The 22,992-nt window shown below is 60.2% G+C and carries 21 protein-coding genes; 15 read left to right on the forward strand and 6 right to left on the reverse strand.

The genetic code is table 11. The features are described 5' to 3' along the window. Positions 1–94 precede the first annotated feature (94 nt). The 3 genes from gpmM to SSARUM2_RS23690 are packed head-to-tail and all read left to right on the forward strand — an operon-like array spanning position 95 to position 3,939. A complete protein-coding gene (gene gpmM, locus SSARUM2_RS23680; protein ID WP_060439593.1) occupies positions 95–1,639 on the forward strand; it encodes a 2,3-bisphosphoglycerate-independent phosphoglycerate mutase in 1,545 nt (514 codons plus the stop codon). Positions 1,640–1,648: 9 nt separating this feature from the next. Continuing rightward, positions 1,649–2,983, forward strand: coding sequence for a murein hydrolase activator EnvC (gene envC / locus SSARUM2_RS23685; protein WP_033649727.1), 1,335 nt, complete (start codon positions 1,649–1,651; stop codon positions 2,981–2,983). A gap of 2 nt (positions 2,984–2,985) precedes the next feature. After that, on the forward strand, positions 2,986–3,939 hold the full coding sequence (locus SSARUM2_RS23690; RefSeq protein ID WP_060453250.1) for a divergent polysaccharide deacetylase family protein: 954 nt from the start codon (positions 2,986–2,988) through the stop codon (positions 3,937–3,939). 40 nt (positions 3,940–3,979) lie between these two features. Here SSARUM2_RS23690 and tdh read toward each other — a convergent pair whose 3' ends face one another. After that, the gene (gene tdh, locus SSARUM2_RS23695) at positions 3,980–5,005 is read right to left on the reverse strand and encodes an L-threonine 3-dehydrogenase (protein WP_060453249.1); all 1,026 of its coding nucleotides are present in this window, start codon (positions 5,003–5,005) and stop codon (positions 3,980–3,982) included. A 9-nt stretch (positions 5,006–5,014) separates the two neighbouring features. Beyond that, entirely contained in the window at positions 5,015–6,211 is a 1,197-nt protein-coding gene (gene kbl, locus SSARUM2_RS23700; RefSeq protein ID WP_060453248.1) for a glycine C-acetyltransferase, read from the reverse strand. A 239-nt stretch (positions 6,212–6,450) separates the two neighbouring features. Between kbl and rfaD the strand changes: the two genes are divergently transcribed. The 6 genes from rfaD to SSARUM2_RS23730 are packed head-to-tail and all read left to right on the forward strand — an operon-like array spanning position 6,451 to position 12,824. Next, positions 6,451–7,380, forward strand: a complete 930-nt coding sequence (gene rfaD, locus SSARUM2_RS23705; RefSeq protein WP_060453247.1) for an ADP-glyceromanno-heptose 6-epimerase — start codon at positions 6,451–6,453, stop codon at positions 7,378–7,380. Between the two features lie 22 nt (positions 7,381–7,402). Further along, positions 7,403–8,449, forward strand: a complete 1,047-nt coding sequence (rfaF, locus tag SSARUM2_RS23710) for an ADP-heptose--LPS heptosyltransferase RfaF (RefSeq protein WP_060453246.1) — start codon at positions 7,403–7,405, stop codon at positions 8,447–8,449. Between the two features lie 2 nt (positions 8,450–8,451). After that, the gene (rfaC, locus tag SSARUM2_RS23715; protein ID WP_047570029.1) at positions 8,452–9,417 is read left to right on the forward strand and encodes a lipopolysaccharide heptosyltransferase RfaC; all 966 of its coding nucleotides are present in this window, start codon (positions 8,452–8,454) and stop codon (positions 9,415–9,417) included. Continuing rightward, positions 9,414–10,580 carry a glycosyltransferase gene (locus tag SSARUM2_RS23720; protein ID WP_033654528.1) on the forward strand — a complete coding sequence of 389 codons (1,167 nt, stop codon included), beginning with the start codon at positions 9,414–9,416 and terminating at the stop codon, positions 10,578–10,580. Before rfaC ends, SSARUM2_RS23720 begins: the two co-directional genes overlap by 4 nt. A 28-nt stretch (positions 10,581–10,608) precedes the next feature. Then, positions 10,609–11,850, forward strand: a complete 1,242-nt coding sequence (locus SSARUM2_RS23725) for an O-antigen ligase family protein (RefSeq protein ID WP_049195701.1) — start codon at positions 10,609–10,611, stop codon at positions 11,848–11,850. Beyond that, positions 11,847–12,824, forward strand: a complete 978-nt coding sequence (locus SSARUM2_RS23730) for a glycosyltransferase (protein WP_060453245.1) — start codon at positions 11,847–11,849, stop codon at positions 12,822–12,824. The genes SSARUM2_RS23725 and SSARUM2_RS23730 overlap by 4 nt, the downstream gene beginning before the upstream one ends. Positions 12,825–12,860: 36 nt before the next feature. Here SSARUM2_RS23730 and SSARUM2_RS23735 read toward each other — a convergent pair whose 3' ends face one another. Beyond that, a complete protein-coding gene (locus SSARUM2_RS23735) occupies positions 12,861–13,955 on the reverse strand; it encodes a glycosyltransferase family 9 protein (RefSeq protein ID WP_049234133.1) in 1,095 nt (364 codons plus the stop codon). 8 nt (positions 13,956–13,963) lie between these two features. Beyond that, complete coding sequence (locus SSARUM2_RS23740; protein ID WP_033636469.1) at positions 13,964–14,920, reverse strand: polysaccharide deacetylase family protein; 957 nt, start codon at positions 14,918–14,920, stop codon at positions 13,964–13,966. Between the two features lie 210 nt (positions 14,921–15,130). On the opposite strand from SSARUM2_RS23740, the gene rfaQ reads away from it, so the two are divergent. From rfaQ to SSARUM2_RS23755, 3 genes are read left to right on the forward strand one after another with little or no spacing between them, the layout of a single operon-like run. Continuing rightward, positions 15,131–16,213, forward strand: a complete 1,083-nt coding sequence (rfaQ, locus tag SSARUM2_RS23745; RefSeq protein WP_033649736.1) for a putative lipopolysaccharide heptosyltransferase III — start codon at positions 15,131–15,133, stop codon at positions 16,211–16,213. After that, on the forward strand, positions 16,210–17,337 hold the full coding sequence (locus SSARUM2_RS23750) for a glycosyltransferase family 4 protein (protein WP_060453244.1): 1,128 nt from the start codon (positions 16,210–16,212) through the stop codon (positions 17,335–17,337). Before rfaQ ends, SSARUM2_RS23750 begins: the two co-directional genes overlap by 4 nt. A 2-nt stretch (positions 17,338–17,339) precedes the next feature. Next, the gene (locus SSARUM2_RS23755) at positions 17,340–18,440 is read left to right on the forward strand and encodes a glycosyltransferase (RefSeq protein WP_060453243.1); all 1,101 of its coding nucleotides are present in this window, start codon (positions 17,340–17,342) and stop codon (positions 18,438–18,440) included. A 43-nt stretch (positions 18,441–18,483) separates the two neighbouring features. On the opposite strand, the gene SSARUM2_RS23760 is transcribed toward SSARUM2_RS23755, so the two are convergent. Next, positions 18,484–19,497, reverse strand: a complete 1,014-nt coding sequence (locus tag SSARUM2_RS23760; RefSeq protein WP_060453242.1) for a glycosyltransferase family 9 protein — start codon at positions 19,495–19,497, stop codon at positions 18,484–18,486. A gap of 125 nt (positions 19,498–19,622) precedes the next feature. Here SSARUM2_RS23760 and waaA point away from each other — a divergent pair, with 125 nt between their 5' ends. From waaA to coaD, 3 genes are read left to right on the forward strand one after another with little or no spacing between them, the layout of a single operon-like run. After that, positions 19,623–20,900, forward strand: a complete 1,278-nt coding sequence (gene waaA, locus SSARUM2_RS23765; protein WP_060453241.1) for a lipid IV(A) 3-deoxy-D-manno-octulosonic acid transferase — start codon at positions 19,623–19,625, stop codon at positions 20,898–20,900. Beyond that, entirely contained in the window at positions 20,901–21,674 is a 774-nt protein-coding gene (locus SSARUM2_RS23770; RefSeq protein WP_033654523.1) for a glycosyltransferase family 2 protein, read from the forward strand. Positions 21,675–21,677: 3 nt separating this feature from the next. Further along, a complete protein-coding gene (coaD, locus tag SSARUM2_RS23775; protein ID WP_033631353.1) occupies positions 21,678–22,163 on the forward strand; it encodes a pantetheine-phosphate adenylyltransferase in 486 nt (161 codons plus the stop codon). A gap of 3 nt (positions 22,164–22,166) precedes the next feature. Here the strand turns inward: coaD and mutM are convergent, their stop codons facing one another. Next, positions 22,167–22,982 (reverse strand): bifunctional DNA-formamidopyrimidine glycosylase/DNA-(apurinic or apyrimidinic site) lyase, encoded by an 816-nt coding sequence (mutM, locus tag SSARUM2_RS23780; RefSeq protein WP_060453240.1) that lies wholly within the window; start codon positions 22,980–22,982, stop codon positions 22,167–22,169. Positions 22,983–22,992 lie beyond the last annotated feature (10 nt).

Here is a 22,992-nt window from a genome sequence, read left to right on the forward strand (position 1 = left end):
TGTAAAATCAGCCGGTTTTTCGAGGGTGAATAGCCATGCCTGCGGCGGGCGCATGGCTATTCGCAGCTTAAAAAGTTCATAAGAGGTCAATGCAATGTCGAGCAACAAAAAACCGATGGTACTGGTGATCCTGGACGGTTACGGCCATCGTGAAGAGCGGCAGGACAACGCGATCCTGAACGCCGGCACCCCGGTGATGGACCGTCTGTGGCGGGAGCAGCCGCATACGCTGATCGCCGCTTCCGGGCTGGATGTCGGCCTGCCCGATGGGCAAATGGGCAACTCCGAAGTCGGCCACGTCAACCTGGGCGCCGGGCGCATCGTGTACCAGGATCTGACCCGGCTGGACAAAGCGATCGCCGACGGCGACTTCTTCGCCAACCCGGTGCTGACCGCCGCCGTCGATAAGGCCGTAGCGGCCGGCAAGGCAGTGCATATCATGGGCCTGCTGTCGCCGGGCGGCGTGCACAGTCACGACGAGCACATCCTGGCCATGATCAAGCTGGCCGCCAAACGCGGCGCCAAAGCCGTTTATCTGCATGCCTTCCTCGACGGGCGCGACACGCCGCCGCGCAGCGCCGAAGCCCCGCTGCAACGCTGCCGCGACGCCTTCGCCGCGTTGGGCGTCGGGCGCATCGCCTCGCTGATCGGCCGCTACTACGCGATGGACCGCGACAACCGCTGGGATCGCGTGCAGCTGGCCTATGACCTGCTGACCGCGGCCAAAGGCGACGCCGTGGCCGAGGATGCGGTCGCCGGTTTGCAGGCCGCCTACCAGCGCGGTGAAAACGACGAGTTCGTCAGACCGACCGTGATCCGCGCCGCCGGTGAGGCCGATGCCGCGATGCAGGACGGCGACGCGTTGATCTTCATGAACTTCCGCGCCGACCGCGCGCGCCAGATCACCCGCGCCTTCGTGAACGCAGATTTCGACGGTTTCCCGCGCGCCAAACAGGTGCAGTTCGGCGATTTCGTGATGCTGACCGAATACGCCGCCGACATCGCGACCGCTTGCGCCTATCCGCCGGCGTCGCTGGCCAACACCTTCGGCGAATGGCTGATGAAGCACGACAAAACCCAGCTGCGCATCTCGGAAACCGAAAAATACGCCCACGTCACCTTCTTCTATAACGGCGGCGTGGAAGCGCCGTTCAAGGGCGAAGACCGCGTGCTGGTCAACTCGCCGAAGGTCGCCACCTACGATCTGCAGCCGGAGATGAGCGCCGCCGAGCTGACCGACAAGCTGCTGAGCGCCATCCGCAGCGGCAAATACGACGCCATTATCTGCAACTACCCGAACGGCGACATGGTGGGGCATACCGGCGTGTATGAAGCGGCGGTCAAAGCGGTGGAAACGCTGGACGCCTGCATCGCCCAGGTGGTTGATGCGGTGCGCGACGTCGATGGTCAGCTGCTGATCACCGCCGATCACGGCAACGCAGAGCAGATGCGCGATCCGGCCACCGGCCAGGCGCACACCGCCCACACCAGCCTGCCGGTGCCGCTGATTTACGTCGGTAAACCGGCGCGGGCGGTCGAAGGCGGCAAGCTTTCGGACATCGCGCCAACCCTGTTAACGCTGATGGGAATGGAAATCCCGCAAGAGATGACTGGTAAGCCGCTGTTCATCGTGGAATAATCCTTCTCCATGAGGGAGAAGGCGTTTTTTGCACTATCAAGGGTAACCCGAAGCGCAAACGCAGGCAGCCGGCCGCTGCCTGAACGCACCGCGCCAAGGACGTTCACCGCCATGTGCGCCAGCGTATTTTGCGCTGGCGTCTTGCTGTTGCCGCTCGCCGGCCAGGCGGCGGAGGACAATAAATCCCAGCTGAAAGACATCCAGCAGAGCATCGCCGAGAAAGAAAAGGCGGTGAAGCAGCAGCAACAGCAGCGCAGCTCGCTGCAGGATCAGCTGCGTCAGCAGGAAAAAACCATCGCCCAGGCCAGCCGCCAGCTGCGCGACACCCAGAGCACGCTCACCCAGTTGGGCAAGGACATTGCCGGCCTGAACGCCTCGATAGCCAAACTGCAAAAGCAGCAATCAACCCAACAAAACCTCCTCGCCAAACAGCTCGACGCCGCCTTCCGGCAAGGGCAGCACAGCGCCGTGCAGCTGATCCTCAGCGGTGAAGAAAGCCAGCGCAGCGAACGTATTCTGGCCTATTTCGGCTATCTGAACGAAGCGCGTCAGAAAACCATCGAAGAGCTGAAGCAGACCCGCGCCGAGCTGGCGAAGCAAAAAACCACGCTGGTGGCCAAACAGGGCCAGCAAAAATCCTTACTGGGCGAGCAACAGACGCAGCAGCAGAAGCTGGAGCAGGCGCGCGGCGCCCGCAAGAAAACGCTGACCGCGCTGGAAGCCTCGCTGGAAAAAGACCAACAACGCCTGGTGGAACTGCGCCAGAACGAAGCCCGCATGCGCGACAAGATCGCCCGGGCGGAGCGCGAAGCCCGTGCGCGCGCCGAACGCGAAGCGCGTGAAGCGGCCAAGGTGCGCGAACAGGTGCGCATCAAGGAGCAGCAGGCGAAGAAAACCGGCACCACCTACAAACCTAGCGAAGCCGATCGATCGCTGATGGCGCGAACCGGCGGTCTCGGTCGTCCGGCCGGCCAGCTGATGTGGCCGGTGCGCGGGCGCACGCTGCACGGCTTTGGCGAACAGCAGCAGGGCGAGCTACGCTGGAAAGGCATGGTGATCGAAGCCCGCGAAGGCAGCGAAGTGAAAGCCGTCGCCGATGGCCGCGTGCTGCTGGCCGACTGGCTGCAAGGCTATGGCCTGATGGTGGTGGTCGAACACGGTAAAGGCGACATGAGCGTGTACGGCTATAACCAAAGCGCGTTGGTCAACGTCGGGGCGCAGGTGCGCGCCGGCCAGCCGATCGCTCTGGTCGGCACCAGCGGCGGCCAGGGAACGCCGTCGCTCTATTTCGAAATCCGTCGTCAGGGACAGGCGGTTAACCCACTGCCGTGGTTGGGAAGATAGATTTGCGTTATGTCAAAACCCGTACAGCTCTGTTAATAGGCTGTCTGCTGCAGGTTTACGCTGCGCAGGCAGGAAAACTCTCCATCGTCATCGATGACGTGGGCTACCGCCCTCACGAAGAAAACGCGGTGCTGCAAATGCCGACGGCAATCTCGGTCGCGGTGTTGCCCAACGCGCCGCATGCCCGCCTGATGGCCACCCGCGCCCACAGCCAGGGCCGTGAAGTCTTGATCCACATGCCGATGGCGCCGCTGAGCAAGCAGCCGCTGGAGCGCGATACCCTGCAGCCTTCCATGAGCAGCGAAGAGATCCAGCGCATCATCCGCAACGCGGTGAACAACGTGCCCTACGCGGTCGGCATGAACAACCACATGGGCAGCGCCATGACCTCCAGCCTGCCGGGCATGCAGAAAGTAATGCAGGCGCTCGAAAGCTACCGCCTGTACTTCCTCGACAGCATGACCATCGGCAACAGCCAGGCGACCCGCGCCGCGGCAGGCACCGGCGTGAAAGTGATCAAACGCAAGGTGTTCCTCGACGATACCGCGAACGAAGCCGACATCCGTCGCCAGTTCAACCGCGCGGTCGAATTGGCACGGCGCAACGGCTCTGCCATCGCCATCGGCCACCCGCGCCCGGCGACGGTGAAGGTGCTGCAGCAGATGCTGCCGTCGCTGCCCGCCGATATCGTGCTGGTCAAACCGAGCGCGCTGCTGAATGAACCGCAGGGCAACGGCGGCGGCAGCTACGTCCCTCCGCCGGTCAAACCGCAAAAACCGCAGCCGAAGAACCCATTCAGCGGTGGCATCAAGCAGTGCAAGGTCAAACCGCCAAAGGAAAAAACCAACGCCGGCACCGCGCTGGGCATCATCGCCGACAGCATCGCCACCTCGCCGCCGGTGACCTTCATCAAGCGTCATTGGCAGCACTGGACGCAAGCCAAACCGCAAACATAAAAAAAGGCCGGAATTCCGGCCCTTTTCACATCAGCCGAGATTAATCCCAGCTCAGCACCACTTTACCCGACTTGCCGGAGCGCATGGCGTCGAAGCCCTGCTGGAACTCGTCGATCGAGAATCGGTGGGTGATGATCGGGCTCAAATCAAGACCGGACTGGATCAGCGCCGCCATCTTATACCAGGTTTCAAACATTTCACGGCCGTAAATCCCTTTGATAAACAGCCCCTTGAAGATGACCTGATTCCAGTCAATCGACATGTCCGAAGGCGGAATGCCCAGCATGGCGATACGTCCGCCGTGGTTCATCGCGTTGAGCAACGTGCGGAACGCCGGCGGCGCGCCGGACATTTCCAGACCGACGTCGAACCCTTCGGTCATGCCCAGCTCGGCCATCACGTCGTTAAGGTTTTCCTTGCTGACGTTCACCGCGCGGGTCACACCCATCTTGCGCGCCAGTTCCAGGCGGTATTCGTTAACGTCGGTGATCACCACATGGCGGGCGCCGACGTGTTTGCACACCGCCGCCGCCATGATGCCGATCGGGCCGGCGCCGGACACCAGCACGTCTTCCCCGACCAGATCGAACGACAGCGCGGTGTGCACCGCGTTGCCGAACGGATCGAAGATCGAAGCCAGTTCGTCGGAGATGTTATCCGGGATCTTGAAGGCGTTGAACGCCGGGATCACAAGGTATTCCGCGAAGCTGCCCGGACGGTTCACGCCCACGCCGACGGTGTTGCGGCACAGGTGCGTGCGGCCGCCGCGGCAGTTGCGGCAGTGGCCGCAGGTGATGTGGCCTTCGCCGGACACGCGATCGCCGATGCTGAAGCCTTTGACTTCCTGACCGATCGCCACCACTTCGCCCACGTATTCATGGCCGACCACCATCGGAACCGGAATGGTTTTTTGCGACCACTCGTCCCAGTTGTAGATATGCACATCGGTGCCGCAGATCGCGGTTTTGCGGATTTTGATCATGATGTCGTTGTGGCCCAGCTCCGGCTGAGGCACGTCGGTCATCCAAATCCCTTCTTCCGCTTTCAGTTTTGACAGTGCTTTCATGGTTTTACCTTATGCAATAACGCCAAGATCCTTACCGATACGTGTAAACGCCGCCACTGCGCGTTCGATTTGCTCCGGGGTGTGGTCGGCGGACATCTGGGTACGGATGCGCGCCTGGCCTTTCGGCACCACCGGATAGAAGAAACCGGTCACATAGATGCCTTCCTTGAGCAACGCATTGGCGAATTCCTGCGCCAACTTCGCCTCACCCAGCATCACCGGGATGATGGCGTGATCGGCACCGGCCAACGTGAAGCCGGCGGCGGTCATTTTTTCGCGGAACAGACGCGCGTTGGCCCACAGGCGATCGCGCAGGGCATCGCCCTCTTCCAGCAGTTCCAGCACTTTGATCGACGCGGCGACGATCGCCGGCGCCAGCGAGTTGGAGAACAGGTACGGTCGCGAACGCTGACGCAGCCACTCCACCACTTCTTTCTTGGCCGCGGTGTAGCCGCCGGACGCGCCGCCCAGCGCTTTGCCTAACGTACCGGTGATGATATCGACGCGGCCCATCACTTCGCAGTATTCATGGGTGCCGTGCCCGTTGGCGCCGACAAAGCCCACCGCATGGGAGTCATCCACCATCACCAGCGCCTGGTACTCGTCCGCCAGATCGCAAACCCCTTTCAGGTTGGCGATCACGCCGTCCATCGAGAAGACGCCGTCGGTGGCGATCAGAATGTGGCGCGCGCCGTCGGCTTTGGCCTGCTTCAGCTGCGCGGCCAGCTCGGTCATGTCGTTATTGGCGTAGCGATAGCGTTTGGCCTTGCACAGGCGCACGCCGTCAATGATCGACGCGTGGTTCAGCGCATCGGAGATAATGGCGTCTTCCGGGCCGAGCAGGGTTTCGAACAGCCCGCCGTTGGCGTCGAAGCAGGAGGAGTACAGGATCGCGTCTTCCATGCCCAAAAAGGCCGCCAGTTTCTGTTCCAACTGCTTGTGGCTGTCCTGGGTGCCGCAGATGAAGCGCACCGACGCCATGCCGAAACCGTGGCTGTCCATTCCCGACTTGGCGGCGGCGATCAGCGCCGGGTGGTTGGCCAGGCCCAGGTAGTTATTGGCGCAGAAGTTGATCACATGGCTGCCGTCGGCAACGGCGATATCCGCCTGTTGCGCGGAGGTGATGATGCGTTCTTCCTTGAACAGCCCTTCACTGCGAGTGGCGGCAAGCTGTTGTTCCAACTGCTGATAAAAAGACGCTGACATTCGGTTATCTCCAGGATTGGGCTATTTGCGGCATATTTTACTGATTTGTAACCAAACTGACGAGAATGCGCGGGAGAGAATATTAAAATTGCAGCAGATATCACGGCAAAAAGCGGACTTCAATGGCAATGCGGGATATTCGGAGCCCTTCCGCTGTTTGCCGCGGCATGAAATGCTATGATAACCACCATTGAGCGTGGGGCATTGTGCCCCGCCAGCAGCTTAGCAGGGGTAACCCAATGATTATCGTCACAGGCGGCGCCGGCATGATCGGCAGCAACATCATTAAGGCACTGAACGACAAGGGATATCGCGATATCCTGGTGGTGGATAACCTGAAAGACGGCACCAAGTTCGTCAACCTGGTCGATCTGGACATCGCCGACTATATCGATAAAGAAGACTTTATCGCCAGCATCATGGCCGGCGACGATCTGGGCGATATCGAGGCGGTCTTCCACGAAGGCGCCTGCTCCGCGACCACCGAGTGGGACGGCAAGTACATGATGGACAATAACTATCAGTACTCCAAAGACCTGTTGCACTACTGCCTGGACCGCGAAATTCCGTTCCTGTACGCCTCCTCCGCCGCCACTTACGGCGGCCGCGAAGAGTTTATCGAAGAGCGTCAGTATGAAGCGCCGCTCAACGTGTACGGCTACTCCAAATTCCTGTTCGATCAGTACGTGCGTGAGATCCTGCCGGAAGCGGACTCGCAGATCTGCGGCTTCCGCTACTTCAACGTTTACGGCCCGCGCGAAGGCCATAAAGGCAGCATGGCCAGCGTCGCTTTCCACCTGAATACCCAGATCAACCGCGGCGAAAACCCGAAACTGTTCGCCGGCAGCGAAAACTTCAAGCGTGACTTCATCTACGTCGGCGACGTGGCGGCGGTTAACCTGTGGTTCTGGGAAACCGGCAAATCCGGCATCTTCAACTGCGGCACCGGCCGGGCGGAAACCTTCCAGGCGGTGGCCGACGCGGTGGTGGACTTCCACCAGAAGGGCGCGGTGGAATACATCGAGTTCCCGGAGAAGCTGAAGGGCCGCTATCAGGCGTACACCCAGGCCGATCTGACCAAGCTGCGCGCCGCCGGCTACGACGCACCGTTCAAAACGGTCGCCGAAGGCGTGAAAGAGTACATGGCCTGGTTGAACCGCACCGCATAAGCTGAAGGAATTAACGCTGGGTATGAAAATACTGGTTATCGGCCCTTCTTGGGTTGGCGACATGATGATGTCGCAAAGTCTCTATCGCACCCTGAAGGCCGAATACCCGTCGGCGGAGATCGATGTGATGGCGCCGGCCTGGTGCCGCCCACTGCTGGCGCGCATGCCGGAAGTCAATCAGGCGCTGGCGATGCCGCTGGGCCACGGCGCGCTGGGGCTCGGCGAACGCCGCCGCCTGGGGCGCGCCCTGCGCGCCAACCGTTACGATCGCGCTTATGTTCTACCCAACTCGTTCAAATCCGCGCTGGTGCCCTTCTTCGCCGATATCCCACAGCGCACCGGCTGGCGGGGCGAAATGCGCTACGGCCTGCTGAACGACGTCCGCGTGCTCGACAAGGCGGCCTTTCCGCTGATGGTGCAGCGCTACGTGGCGCTGGCCTATGACAAAGGCCGCATTCAGCGCGCCGACGATCTGCCGCAGCCGCTGCTGTGGCCACAGCTGCAGGTGAGCGACGAAGAGATCGCCGACACCACCGCAGCCTTCAACCTGACCGACAGCCGGCCGATCGTCGGCTTCTGCCCGGGTGCGGAGTTCGGCCCCGCCAAACGCTGGCCGCACTACCATTATGCGACGCTGGCTCAGCAGTTGATCGAGGGCGGCTATCAGATCGCGCTGTTCGGTTCGGCGAAAGACCACGAGGCTGGCGAACAGATCCGCGCTGCGCTGCAGGAAGACGCGCGCGATTTCTGTCTTAACCTGGCCGGAAAAACCCAGCTGGAGCAGGCGGTGATCCTGATCGCGGCCTGCCGGGCGGTGGTCAGCAACGACTCCGGTTTAATGCACGTTGCCGCAGCGTTGAACAAACCGCTGATAGCCTTGTACGGTCCAAGCAGCCCCGACTTCACGCCGCCGCTCTCCGACAAGGCGCGGGTGATTCGTTTGATCAGCGGTTATCACAAGGTGCGCAAGGGCGATGCCGAGCAGGGATACCACCAAAGTTTGATCGATATTCAGCCGCAGCAAGTGTTGGATGCGCTGACGCCGCTACTTGTCGCCAGCGAGGAATAGTCATGCAGGTGTTAATTGTAAAAACCTCCTCGATGGGAGACGTGCTGCATACGCTGCCCGCCCTGACCGACGCGCTGCAGGCCATTCCCGATATCCGCTTCGACTGGGTGGTGGAAGAAGGTTTCAGCCAAATCCCGACCTGGCACCCGGCGGTGGATCGCGTGATCCCGGTAGCCATTCGTCGCTGGCGCAAAAACTGGTTCGGCAACGACACCCGGCAACAGCGCTGCGACTTCAAACGTGCGCTGCAAGAACGCCGTTACGACGTAGTGATCGACGCGCAGGGCCTGATCAAAAGCGCCGCGCTGATCACGCGCATCGCCAAAGGCAACAAACATGGCCCGGACTGCAAGAGCGCGCGCGAGCCGTTCGCCAGCTGGTTCTACAACGTGCGCCATGAGATAGACAAGCAGCAGCACGCGGTGGAACGCACGCGCGAACTGTTCGCCAAAAGCCTTGGCTACGATAAACCGGGAAGCTACGGCGATTACGCCATCGCCGCGCGCTTTCTCAGCAGCCCGCCGGCCGATGCCGGGCGGTATTTGGTGTTTTTGCACGCGACGACGCGTGACGACAAGCACTGGCCGGAGCAAAACTGGCGCGAGCTGATCGCGCTGACGGCGGACAGCGGGTTGAAGATCAAACTGCCGTGGGGTGCAGAGCATGAACATCAGCGCGCGCTGCGCTTGGCGGAAGGTTTTTCACATGTCGAAGTGCTGCCGAAGCTCAGCCTGCAGCAGGTGGCCGAGGTGCTGGCCGGCGCCAAGGGCGTGGTCTCGGTCGACACCGGACTCAGCCATTTGACCGCCGCGCTCGACAAACCGAACATCACGCTGTTCGGGCCGACCGATCCCGGCCTGATCGGCGGCTACGGGCAAAATCAGCACTCGTTGATTTCGCCGGAAAAAAGCATGGCGACAATCGACGCCGATACGGCATGGCAGGCGTTGCAAAAGGTTATAGCATGAAAAAACTGCACATTATCAACCTGGGTAAAATGGGCGGCGTCGAACGCCTGTTCCTGCAGTACATCAACGATACCACCGACGGCAGCAACCAGGTCTTGTGCATCAGCGGCGACATTGGCGAAGAAATCCGCCGCCAGTTGCCTGCGCATCAGCCCGTCACCTTCGCCAACCGCCTGATCAATGCGCTGCCGTTGCGCTGCCCGCAGTTCCTGCGCAAATTTTTGCTGAAGTGGAAAATCGAGCGGGCGAACGCCGACGTGGTGATCGTCTGGGACCTGGTGCCGGGGCTGGCGGCCAAACCCAAGCGCGGCAAGCTGGTTTACTACGATCACGGCTGCTCCTGGCGTTACCCCAAGAATAAAAAGACGCTGCGTTTCTTCGCCATGCTGGACGGCGTCATTTCCGCCTCACACGCGTCGAAGCGGGTGATGGAGCTGCGCTTTAATCTGCCTTGCCCAAATCACGTGGTGATCAACCGCATCAAAACACCGGCGGGGATCGACACTGCGCCGAAAACCCTGTCGCAGCCGGTCAGGATCGGCACTGCCTCACGCCTGGTCAGCCTGAAAGGCATCAGCGTGTCATTATTGATGATGCAGGAACTGCTGCGGCGCGGGCATGACGTCACGCTGGAAGTGGCCGGCAAAGGGCCGGATCGCGCGGCGTTCGAGGCGCTGGCGGCCCGGCTACAGCTCGGCGATCGCGTCACCTTCAGCGGTTATCAGGATGACGTCGCCGGCTTCTTCAATCGCACGCACATCTACATGAGCACGCCGATCACCGAGCCGTTCGGCTTGTCCTGCATGGAATCGCTCTATTTCGGCGTGCCGGTCATCTTCCCGCAGGTCGACGGCCAGCCGGAAGCGGTGAAAGACGGGGTCTGCGGCATTGGCCTGACGCCGTCGGTCACCATCGAACAACACCGGCAGCTCACCGATATCGAGGTCGACTTCCCGCATGAGGTCTACGATCCGTTGACCGACAGCCTGGTCGCGCCCAAGCTGCTGTCGCATATCGACTGTGCGGATGCCGTTGAGAAATTGCTGGAGCGAGAAACCTACCAGACTCTGAGCCGAAATGCGCAGCGCTATCCTGCGGAACATTTTAACTATGCTCAGTTCAAAGTTGAATTCGACGACACGCTGCGATCCTTTATCGCTTAATTGAAACGTGAGCCGGAAAATACGCCCGATGCTAAAACACAGAACGCCGCACCCTGCCTTCAGCTATCTGATCTATCTGGGGTGCGCTATCGCTTTTTGCACCATTCCTTTCGGTTCCGCGACCGGACGCAATCTGTTTTACGTTTCCAGCTACATCGCCTTTATCGCCGTTTGCCTGTACCCGCGCTACTACTTCAGCAACGTTAGAAACCTGCTGCTGCCCGCGCTGATGTTCAGCGTGGGCATGGGAACCATCCTCTGGATGCATCACTTCAAACAGCCGGGTGAGTACATCAATATTTATCGCTCTTATATGTCGACCGGCAAACTGCAGCTCGCGACCGCTTTCATCTTGCTGATTGCGCTCAATGAGCGGTTGTGCGTACAGCGCCTGCTGATCGTTGTGGCTCTCGCCACCGGTCTGGCGATCAACGGTTATTCCCTCTATCAGGGGCTGCGTCTGGATATCCCGCGCGTAGAGCTCAACTTCGATCGCGCCACGGTCGCCGCCTATCTGATGACCGCCATCGATCTGGTCATGATGCAGGCCATCCTGATGCTGCGCACCCGCTACCGCCTGGTGTTGTACATTGCGGCATTCCTGCTGTCCTTCTCTGCGCTGGTGCTCACCGGCACGCGCGCGGCCATGTTGGTCTATCCGGTGGCGGTCTGCCTGTCGCTGCTGGCCACCAAGCAGTTGGTTTCCAGAAAACACAAGCTTGCGTTGGTGGCCTCGGTACCGCTGCTGCTCGTAGCCTGCGGCCTGGTGTTTAAACCGCAGATAGAAGAACGCATTCAGGCTTTTGAGACCGACATGCGCCTGATGGACCAGCCGCAGACTGAAAACTCCATCATTTCCCGGCTGTCGATGCAAACGCTGGCATGGCATACCGGGTCACAAGCCCCGTGGGGCCAATCCGCCGAACAGCGCGGCGAAGAGATCCGTGCGATGGTCGCACAGCAACCCCGCCTGTCTGGCGTCATGCCCTACATCAACGTTCACCTGCACAACGAGCTGCTGGAAACTTACTCGCTCAAGGGCGTCTGGGGCGTACTGCTGCTGCTGGCGCTGTATGTCAGCCTGTTTTTCTCTTCCTTCCGGCCACAGCGCAACGCGCTGCTGCTGAGCGTCAGCGCCAGCCTGTTCGTTTACGGCCTGAGCGACGTCATCTTCTTCAGCACGGAAGGTACCGCCATGTTCGGCCTGGCGCTGATCGCCGCCGTTCTTTCCGTCACGAAACAGCCCCCTGCCCAGGAGCCCACCCCGTGAATCCTCAGCAGCCGCTGCTCAGCGTTATCGTGCCGTTTTATAATAACGAAGCGTTCGTTATCGCTGCGCTGGATTCGTTATTTGCACAGATTAGCGACGATATCGAGGTGGTGATCATCGACGATGGCTCCACCGACGCCTCCGGCGCGCTGGTCAGCCAATATCTGGCGCAGCGGCGGCACCCGCGCGTGGTCTTTACTTCACAGGCCAACGGCGGCATTGCGCACGCCCGCAACGTCGGCTTACGTCTGGCCACCGGACGCTATATCGCCTTCCTCGACGGCGACGATCTGCTGAGCGACGACTATCTGGCGATCCTGCGCCCCCAGCTTACCGCCGGTGAATATGACCTGATCGATTTTAATTATCAGAAGTTCACCGAGCATCCGCCGACACCGGATAACCGCGCGGCGCGGCCCGTAGCCTACGACTTTTCACAATTGGGGCTGGGCAGCCTGCAACCGCTGTTTGCACGCTCGATGTGGCATCTCTGGAGCCGGATATATAAACGCACGCTGCTGGCAGGGGAAGCGTTCGAAGAAGGCAGGCGCTACGAAGACGTGATTTTCACACCTTTTCAGTATTTCAAAACTCGCCGCATCGCCCATCTTGACGGCGAACTCTACTTCTATCGGGACAACAGCCAGGGCATCACCCGCAATATCAAACCCAAAGATATTGAAGATATGTTGTTCGCCATGGAGAAGATGCTGCGTTTTGTGGCGCAGCATCCCGGGGATGAGCCGCTGCGCCGGTTGGCCGCCCTGATGCTGGCCAACTGCTTTTCCGAGGTGAAAAGCATGTCGAAGGCGGTCTACGGCTATTACCATTACGCGCCGGCAACGCTGCACATCCTGCGCTGCGCCGCCGACGTCTGCCGCAACAGCGACGTGCCGGGCAAAAAAGTCCGCCAGATGCGCTATGCGCGAGTGGATACCTTTCTTTCTAAGCTGCGCGGGCGCAGGCCGCGCTAACCGCATCGGCCTGGCGGCCGATGGGTCGTCTCGCCTTTAGCGCGCTAAAGGCACGTGTGCGACCAGCTCGTCATAAATCCGCTGCGGTTGGATGACCCCCATCGGGCTTTCCGCCTCCAGCGGCATCGTATAACCGGTACGCGACACCTGAATGATGCGGTGCAGTTCAGCATCCTGAATCGGCCCGGTGGAGCGTGAGTCGGCGGTCACGAACAGGCTGATGGTTTTCACCTTCAACGCCACCGCCAGGTGCAGCGGCCCGGTATCGCCGGTGACCAGAACATGGAAACTGTCGATCAACGTCAGCAAGCCTTGCAGCCCCGTTTTACCGATCTGGTTATCCACGCTGGCCTGCGTTTGCGGGCCGATCAGGCTCATAAACTGTTTGGCCTTGCCGTCGTCAAACGGTGCGCCAATCAGCACGATGCGTACATTAGGGTGCTTCGCCACCAGCTCATCGGCCAGCCGCGCATAGTGCGAAACCGGCCAGCAACGCGACTCCGTAGATGCCCCCAATTGAAACCCGATGGTGGGATGCTCGCTGCTTTTGACGCCGCGCTGATAATCCACGGGAATTTCCATCGTCGGATCGTCGCTGCGGCAGCCCAAAATGGAAATCAGCTCCAGCTTGCGGCGCACGAAGTGGCCGTAATAATGGAAGACATAGTTGGTCAGCCAAGGCTCCAGCCCGCAAATGCCCGAACTGTAGTTATCGCGGATAATGTACTTCGCCCCGGCCAGTACGGCGCTGATGATGTCATAAGGCAGATGGGAGTGCAGGATCAGCGCCAAATCCGGCTGATGTTCGCGCAGCGATTTCAGCAATGGGCGGATCGTTTTGATCTTGCTGTCCCAATACACCACGCGATCGTAATAGCGGCCGTTTTCCACCAGCTCGCGGTTTTTCTTGTGCACCACCAGCGTGATGTGCGCGTTGGGGTAGCGTTCCCGCATCGCCCTCAATGCCGGCGTGTTGAACATGAAGTCGCCCAACGCCGTGGTGGAATAGATGACGATATTGTCAAACTGCTGGGCGCCGTCGAACGTCGTCTTATCCTGAAAACGACCGTACTTCGCCGTATAGCGCCGCAAGAACCAGTCGGCAACCTTGATTTTCCATTTTTTCGACATGTGCGTGCTTAATTCGCTTTAAGTTGATAATACTCGGCCAGCGTCATGCCCACCGTGCGCTGCTGCAGCCAGTCAAACAGCTGTTCCAGATCGCGGTACAGCACTTCGATATCCTGCTCGGTTTTGAACGTCGGGCTGCCGCCCGGCATGAACTCGGAGGAGTGCAGCATAAACTCGACGTAGTCATGCCCCTGCGCCAGCGACGCTTCAGCCACGCTTATCATCTTGGCCACGTTGCCGCCACTTGGCCGCAGCCAGTTGACGGACGGCGAACGCCGCTTGCCGCGCAGCCGATCATAACCTTGCTTGAACGCGTTCATCAGCGCCGAGTGCTTATACTGAATGCTCATCGGCACTTCCAGCAGCGCCGAAGCGCCCGGTTTGGCAATGTTCTGCGGATCGATGAAATAGGCCTGCGACGGGAACCGGCTGTAATCGGTGCCGCCGTTGCCCTGCGGATTGCCCGGCGAAAACTGCCAGTTGACGCGCGGCGTCACCGAACAGTCCACCTGATAGCCATACTCCAGGAGCAGCGAGGCATAATATTCGTTGAACGCCCAGCGGCCGGCGCGATGGCTGAGCATTTTGGTCTGGAAGGCATCTTCCAGCAGCTTGGTCATGTGATCGACCTTGGCGCGGATCTGATCGGCGGGATACTCGATCAAATACGGTTTGTGGCGCCAGTCGTCGTCGGTGAGCGGCGTTAGCGGCGGGCTGTTCCAGGCGTGCAGGTGCATGCCGACTTCACCCGCGCCGCGGGCGATCACGTCACGCGCGAACTCGACGTAAGCCGGATCCATCGCCATTTCATAGTTGGTGAGATAAACCGGTTTGAAGGCGTATTTTTCGCACAATGCCTGAAAGCGCGGCAAGAAACGCGTGTTTTCGGTCGCGATGCGATCGTGGTTTTGCCACAGATTATCGCCTTCGGTATCAATGGTGATGAGAAACGCCGGTTTAGTCATGAATATCGAGCCTGATATCAACAGAATGCACTATGTTACGCAGCCCGTTTCGCCAGGGCAAACGACTTTGCTGCCTGGTTTGGACAACATTGAAACGCATTCGTCCCCGGCTCGGCGATTTTTTTGCGGCCCGGCAAGAAAACCTTGCAACAGTAGCCACATGCGATCGGGTCATTTAGAATCAAAGATTGGTTTCCCAGAAAGCGACTCATGATGAACGACGCGCCAGCCCCAACTTCCGCCCCATCCGTACAGCGTATTTTGATCATAAAACTGCGCCATCACGGCGATATGCTGCTGGTCACGCCGGTCATCAGCAGCCTGCGGCAAAACTACCCGCAGGCGCAGATCGATGTGCTGCTGTATCAGGAAACGCAGGAGATGCTGGCCAGTAATCCGGAACTGTCGACGCTGTTCGCCATCGACCGCCAATGGAAAAAACAGGGCGCCCGCGCGCATCTGGGGCACGAACTGGCGCTGCTGCGCCGCCTGAAGGCGCAGCGCTACGATCTGGTGGTCAACCTGGCCGATCAGTGGCGCAGCGCCATCCTCACGCGCCTGACCGGCGCGCGCATCCGTCTGGGCTTCGATTTCCCCAAACGCCGTGGCTTCCTGTGGCGCCACTGCCACACGCAGCTGGTGCCGGTCGACAATCACGCCCACCTGCATACCGTCGAACAAAACCTCTCGCTGCTGGCGCCGCTGAACCTGCCCGCGCTCAGTGATCATGTGACCATGAGTTACGATCCGCAGGATTGGCAGGCATGTGAGCAACGGTTGCAGAAACAGGGCGTCACCGGCAGTTATATTGTGGTGCAGCCCACCTCGCGCTGGTTCTTCAAATGCTGGAGCGAAGAGAAAATGGCCGCCACCCTCACCGCCTTGCAGGCCGACGGCCACCAGCTGGTGATCACCTCCGGCCCCGACGCCAGAGAACAAGCCATGGTAGAGCGCATTTTGGCGCTCTGCCCGCCGCAGGGCGTGATTTCGTTAGCCGGCCAGCTGACGCTGCGCCAGTTGGCCGCCCTGATCGACCACGCCAAGCTGTTTATCGGCGTGGATTCGGTGCCGATGCACATGGCCGCCGCGCTGCACACGCCGTGCGTAGCGTTGTTCGGCCCTTCCAAGCTGACTTTCTGGCGGCCGTGGCAGGCTACCGGCGCCGTGATCTGGGCCGGCGACTTCGGCGAACTGCCCGATCCGGACGCCATCGATACCGGCACCGACGAACGGTATCTCGACCTTATTCCTACAGACGCGGTGATTGCAGCCGCGCGGAGCACGCTGGCATGAAAGCATTTCGTTTGGCGATCGTTCGCCAAAAATACCGCCCGGACGGCGGAGCCGAACGTTTCGTTTCCCGCGCCCTGGAGGCGCTGGAGCAACAGGATCTCGATCTGAACGTCATCACCCGCGAATGGCAGGGTGACGCCAATCCCAACTGGCATATCCACCTGTGCAACCCGCTAAAACTCGGCCGCATCAGCCGCGAACGGGGCTTCGCCGTGGCGGCCAGGGCGCTGTGGCAGAAAGAGCATTTTGATCTGGTGCAAAGCCACGAGCGCATTCCCGGCTGCGACATCTACCGCGCCGGCGACGGCGTACACCGCCGCTGGCTGCTGCAACGCGCGCGTCTGCTGCCGGAATGGCGCCGCAAATGGCTGTTCTCCAACCGTTATCACCGCTATGTGATGTGCGCCGAACGCGCCATGTACGCCGCGCCGGAGCTGAAAGCCGTCATCTGCAACGCCGAGATGATCAAGCAGGAAATCATCGCCGACTTTGGCGTGCCCGCCGAAAAAATCACGGTGATCTATAACGCCATCGACAATCAAAAGTTCCCGCCCGCCGACGAGGCCCAGCGCCAACGTCTGCGCGAGCAGTATCAGATCCCGCAACAGGCGCACTGCCTGATCTTCGTCGGCTCCGGTTTCGAGCGCAAAGGGCTGGCCGCCGCCATCCGCGCCGTGGCGGCGACCGACAGCCACCTCCTGGTGGTCGGCAAAGACAAGGCCGAAAAACGCTACCGGGCGCTGGCGCAGTCGCTGGGCTGCGGCGATCGGGTTCACTTTATGGGCGTGCAGAAGCAAACCTTGCCGTTCTATCAGGCCGCGGACGCGCTGCTGCTGCCGACGCTGTACGATCCATTCCCGAATGTGATTCTGGAAGCGATGTCGTGCGGCCTGCCGGTTATCACCAGCACCACCTGCGGCGGCGCCGAGTTTATCACCCCCGGCCAGAACGGCTTCGTGACCGATGCGCTCGACGTACCGGCCATCACGGAGGCCATTCGGGCACTGCCGCGCCAGGCGCTGGGATCATCCATGGGCGAAGCGGCGAGATTGCGCATTATGACGGCTACGCCGGCGCATCTGTCCGAACAGCTGATTTCCCTCTATAACCGGTTACTGGATTAACTATGCGTATTCTGATGATCATCGACGGCCTGCCGGGAGGCGGAGCGGAAAAAGTGGTGCTGACCCTGTGTCAGGGCATGCAGCAACAGGGGCATGACGTCAGTCTGATCTCGCTGCGCGACGTCTGCAATTACCCTATCCCGCCAGGCATTGATTATCAGGTGGTGGCCGATCGCAGCCGCGCCCCCTGGCGCAAGCTGACCGAGCTGCCGCGCCGCGCCGCCGCGCTGGATCGGGCGATAGCCGAACACGAGCGCCAACGCGGCGCGTTCGATCTGGTGTTCTCCAACCTGCATAAAACCGATCGCATCGTCAGCCGCAGCAAGCGGTTGGCCGCGGATCGCCTGTGGTTCTGCATTCACGGCATTCTCTCCACCTCCTACCTTGGCCACCGCAAGGGCCTGGATCGCTGGCTGAAGCAACGCAAAATCGCCAACGTTTACCAGGGGAGAAATATCGTCGCCGTTTCACGGGCGGTCGGCGACGATCTGCAGCAGAACTTGCCGATTCGCCCACGCCGGCTGGCGGTCATCAACAACCCGTTCGACATCGACGCCATCCAACAACAGGCGGCAGCGCCTTGCGAACTGGCCGGTCAGGACTATCTGGTGCACGTCGGCCGTTTTCACGCCACCAAGCGGCATGACCGTCTGCTGAAAGCCTATGCGCACTCGGGCATTCAGGCACCGCTGGCCTTGATAGGCACCGGGGACGACGCCAGAGTCGCCGAGGTCAAACGTCTGGCAACAGACTTAGGCATCGCAGAGCGCGTGCTATTCCTCGGTTTCCAGGCCAATCCCTACCCGTTTATTCGCCATGCCTCGCTGCTGGTGCTCAGCTCCGACAGTGAAGGGTTTGGTAACGTGCTGGTGGAATCGCTGCTGTGCGGCACGCCGGTGGTCAGCACTCGCTGCCCGGGCGGCCCTGCGGAAATTCTGGAAAAAGCCGGCATGGCTAACGCGCTGGCGGAATTAAACGAAGCGTCGCTGGCAGAAAAAATGGCGGAAATTTACGCCAATCCGCCGCAGATAAATCAACAGCAATTGCTGAGTTATGGGCTGGAGCCTATTTGCCGCCAATATATTGAGCTGAAAGAAAAATAATAAAGAAATAAATAAGGCAGGGATACCTGCCTTATTTTCTTCGTTAGCTGAGCGCCTGCATTTTCTGCCAAACCTCATCGACAGAAACATCTTCACAGTGCCCCGACTCACTCTGCAAAATATGATGACGGCCGGTCCATGGATGCCAGGAGGCTTTATCGGTATCGCCAAAGAACACCACCATGTCCTTATTCAGCGCGGCGGCAAGATGCATCTGCCCACCGTCGCTGCACAGCACCCGGTCGCATAAATCGAACCCGCCCAACAGCTCGCGCACCGAGGCCGTCGGGTAAAGCGCGACGCGTTCGTTTTGACACAGCGCCAACAGCTGTTCGGCGCGCTGCTGGTCGCCGATGTCGTCCGGCGCCAGCGTGCCCTGCGGCGACCAGAAGATCAGCACGCCGGTGTGGGGATCGGCAACCAGACGGTTGATGATTTCGGCATAACGTTCAACCGGCCAACGCCTTTTCGGGCTGCGGCTACTGATGTGCACGGCGCATACCCGTTCGACCGGCGGCAGACGCTCCTGTAGCCGTTGCGCCGCCAATTGCCGCTCTTCAGGCGTCAAAAACACCCGCACCGGCGGGATCGGAATGGATTGGTCGGTTATCGCCGATAAATAGCTGTAGGTATGTTCGACCTGATGTTGACCGTGGAAATCGTCCTTGCGGAACGGGCGATGAATATCTTTCGTGCCCAAATCGGCGCCGATGATATGGGTGGCGCCGGCCATTTTTGCTAAACGCAGGCTGTATTTGCAAGGCACCGGGTTGGCCAGAATGACCGCATCGAACTTTATTTTTCGCAGCTTCAGGAAGATCATCAGGCGTTCGAAATAAACGCCCAACGTCGTTTCATTCTTCGCCTTGTGCTTGGCCTTTTTATAGACAAAAACCTTCTCGAGATGAGGATTGTTTTTAACGACATCCTGGCTGATTTTATTGATCAGCAGATAAACTTTAGCGTCTGGATAGGCAATTTTCACCCCTTCAATCAGAGGCGTGGTGCAAACAAGATCGCCGATGTTGTCGCGGCGAATAATTAAAATATTCTTCATTCCGAGCCTGTCGGCGAAATCGCTCGCCGGTTGTCTGAAACTGACACCCAAGGTTACCAAATTAGCGCCTTTCCCTTCCAGTTATGGTACTATTCCGAATAACCCATATAAATGAAATTGATAGAATGTTGCTGCGTTTATATCAGGTACTACTCTACCTCATCCAACCCCTGATCTGGCTCCGCTTACTGCTGCGCAGCCGCAAAGCTCCAGCCTACCGTAAACGCTGGGCGGAACGCTATGGCTTCTGCGCCGGGAAAGTCGTGCCAGGCGGCATCATGCTGCATTCCGTCTCCGTCGGCGAAACGCTGGCGGCCATCCCGTTGGTACGGGCGCTGCGCCACCGTTATCCCGCTTTGCCGATAACTGTGACCACAATGACCCCAACAGGTTCAGAACGCGTCCAGTCCGCTTTCGGCAAAGACGTACATCATGTCTATCTGCCCTACGATCTGCCCGGTTCCATGAACCGCTTCCTCGACCAGGTGAATCCCAAGCTGGTGATCATCATGGAAACCGAGCTGTGGCCTAACCTGATTAACGCGCTGCATCAGCGGCAGATCCCCCTGGTGATCGCCAATGCGCGCCTGTCGGCCCGCTCCGCCGCCGGCTATAAGAAAATTGGCGGGTTCATGCGCGATATGCTGCGCCGCATTACGCTGATCGCCGCACAAAACCAGGAAGACGGCGATCGGTTTATCGAACTGGGCCTGAAGCGCTCGCAGCTGGCCGTAACCGGCAGCCTGAAGTTCGATATCTCCGTCACCCCGGAGCTGGCCGCCCGCGCCGTTACGCTGCGCCGTCAATGGGCGCCGCGCCGCCCGGTGTGGATCGCCACCAGCACCCATGACGGTGAAGAAACCATCCTGCTGGAAGCCCACCGCAAACTGCTGGAAACACACCCCGATCTGCTGCTGATCCTGGTGCCGCGTCACCCGGAACGCTTCCCGACCGCCAAAGAGCTGGTGCAGAAGGCCGGCTTCAGCTACACCCTGCGCAGCAGCGGCGAAATCCCATCCGGCAGCACCCAGGTGGTGATCGGCGATACCATGGGCGAGCTGATGCTGCTGTACGGCATCGCCGATCTGGCCTTTGTCGGCGGCAGCCTGGTGGAACGCGGCGGACATAACCCGCTGGAAGCCGCCGCGCATGCCATCCCGGTGTTGATGGGCCCGCATACCTTCAACTTCAAAGACATCTGCGCCAAGCTTTCGCAGGCCGAAGGCCTGATCACCGTGACCGACGTGGATTCGCTGGTGAAGGAAGTGGAAACCCTGCTGACCGACGAAGACTACCGCCGCTACTACGGCCGCCATGCGGTGGAAGTGCTGTATCAGAATCAGGGAGCGCTGCAGCGCCTGCTGCAGCTGCTGGAACCGCACCTGCCGCCCCGGAGCCACTGAATGAACAGCCGCAAAAGCCTGTCGGTGGTGATGATCGCCAAAAACGAAGCCGGGCTGTTGCCGGACTGTCTGCGCTCGGTCGAGTGGGCCGATGAAATCATCGTGCTGGACTCCGGCAGCGAGGACGACAGCGTCGCCATCGCCGAAAGCCTGGGCGCCAAAGTCTTCACGCACACCGACTGGCAAGGGTTCGGCAAGCAGCGCCAGCTGGCGCAAAGCTACGCCAGCCATGACTACGTTCTGATGATCGACGCCGACGAACGCGTCACGCCCGAGCTGCGGCAATCCATCGAACGGGTGTTGAACGCGCCGGACGACGGCGCCGTCTACAGCTGTGCGCGGCGCAATCTGTTCCTTGGCCGCTTCATGCGCCACAGCGGCTGGTATCCCGACCGCGTCAACCGCCTGTACGCCAACCGACGCTATCGCTATAACGACGATCTGGTGCACGAATCGCTGAACATCGGCGGCGCCAAAGTGATCCCCCTCAGCGGTGATATGCTGCACCTGACCTGCCGCGATTTCTTCGCCTTCCAGCGCAAACAGCTGCGCTACGCCGAAGAGTGGGCGACGCAACGCCACCGGGCCGGCAAGCGTTGCGGCTACCTGTCTATCCTGACCCACACGCTCGGCGCCTTCGTCAAAACCTGGCTGCTGCGGGCCGGCTTCCTCGACGGTAAACAGGGGTTGCTGTTAGCGGTGGTCAACGCGCAATATACCTTCAATAAATATGCCGCATTATGGGCATTGGGCCGCAACTACTCAGAGAAGTGAATCATGACCAGCAAAGCCATCTATCCCGGGACCTTCGATCCCATGACCAACGGCCACCTGGATTTAGTGACGCGCGCATCACTGATGTTCGATCACGTGATTCTGGCCATCGCCGCCAGCCCGAGCAAAAAGCCGCTGTTCAGCCTGGATGAGCGCGTGGCGTTGGCGACGCAGGTCACCTCGCATCTGGGCAATGTGGAAGTGCTGGGCTTCAGCGAGCTGATGGCGCACTTTGCCGCTCACCAAAATGCCAATATCCTGGTGCGCGGCCTGCGTGCGGTGTCTGACTTTGAATACGAATTGCAGCTGGCGAACATGAACCGCCATTTGATGCCGACGCTGGAAAGCGTGTTCCTGATGCCTTCCGAAGAGTGGTCGTTCATCTCCTCCTCACTGGTGAAGGAGGTCGCCCGTCACGGCGGCGATATCGCGCCTTTCCTGCCGGATGTGGTCACCCAGGCGCTGATGGCGAAGCTCGCCGCCGAGTAATGCTCAGCGCTGGCAGCGGCGGCAAAAGAAGGTGCTGCGCTGCCCGTGCTTAGCGGATTCGATCGGCGTGCCGCACGCGCGGCAGGGTTCTCCCGCCCGACCGTAAACCTGCAGTTCCTGCGCGAAATATCCCGGTTTGCCGTCAGACTGCAAAAAGTCGCGCAATGTCGTGCCGCCCTGCTCGATAGAGCGCTGCAACACCGCCTTGATGGTCTGCGCCAGTAGCGCCGCTTCGGCTTTGCTCAACGATCCCGCGGGACGATCGGGCAGGATCCCGGCGCTGAACAGGGATTCGCTGGCGTAAATATTGCCGACCCCGACCACCAGCTTGTTATCCATCAACCACGGTTTGATCAGCGTGCGCTTATTGCGTGATTTTTCATACAGGTAGTCGCCGTTGAACGCTTCGCTCAGCGGCTCCGGCCCCAGATGCGCCAACACGTTGCTGGTCGCCAAATCTTCGCACCACAGCCAGGCGCCGAAACGGCGCGGATCGGTATAGCGCAGGATCATGCCGTTGCTGATCACCAGATCGACGTGGTCGTGTTTGCCGGCTCCGTCTTCGTTTTCCTCGCGCAGCATGCGCAGGCTGCCCGACATGCCCAGGTGCACGATAATCCAACCGTTCTCCAGCTCGATCAGCAGGTATTTGGCCCGGCGCTGCACGCTGAGCACCGGCCGATCGCTCAGCGTCAGGATCTGCTCGGAAACCGGCCAGCGCAGGCGCGCGTTGCGCACCACCGCATACTGAATGCTGTGGCCGACAAGATAAGGCTCTATACCGCGTCTGCTCGTCTCAACTTCCGGTAATTCAGGCATCTGGCTTCCC

This window comes from Serratia sp. K-E0102, from assembly GCF_029962625.1.
Taxonomy (GTDB): domain Bacteria; phylum Pseudomonadota; class Gammaproteobacteria; order Enterobacterales; family Enterobacteriaceae; genus Serratia; species Serratia sarumanii.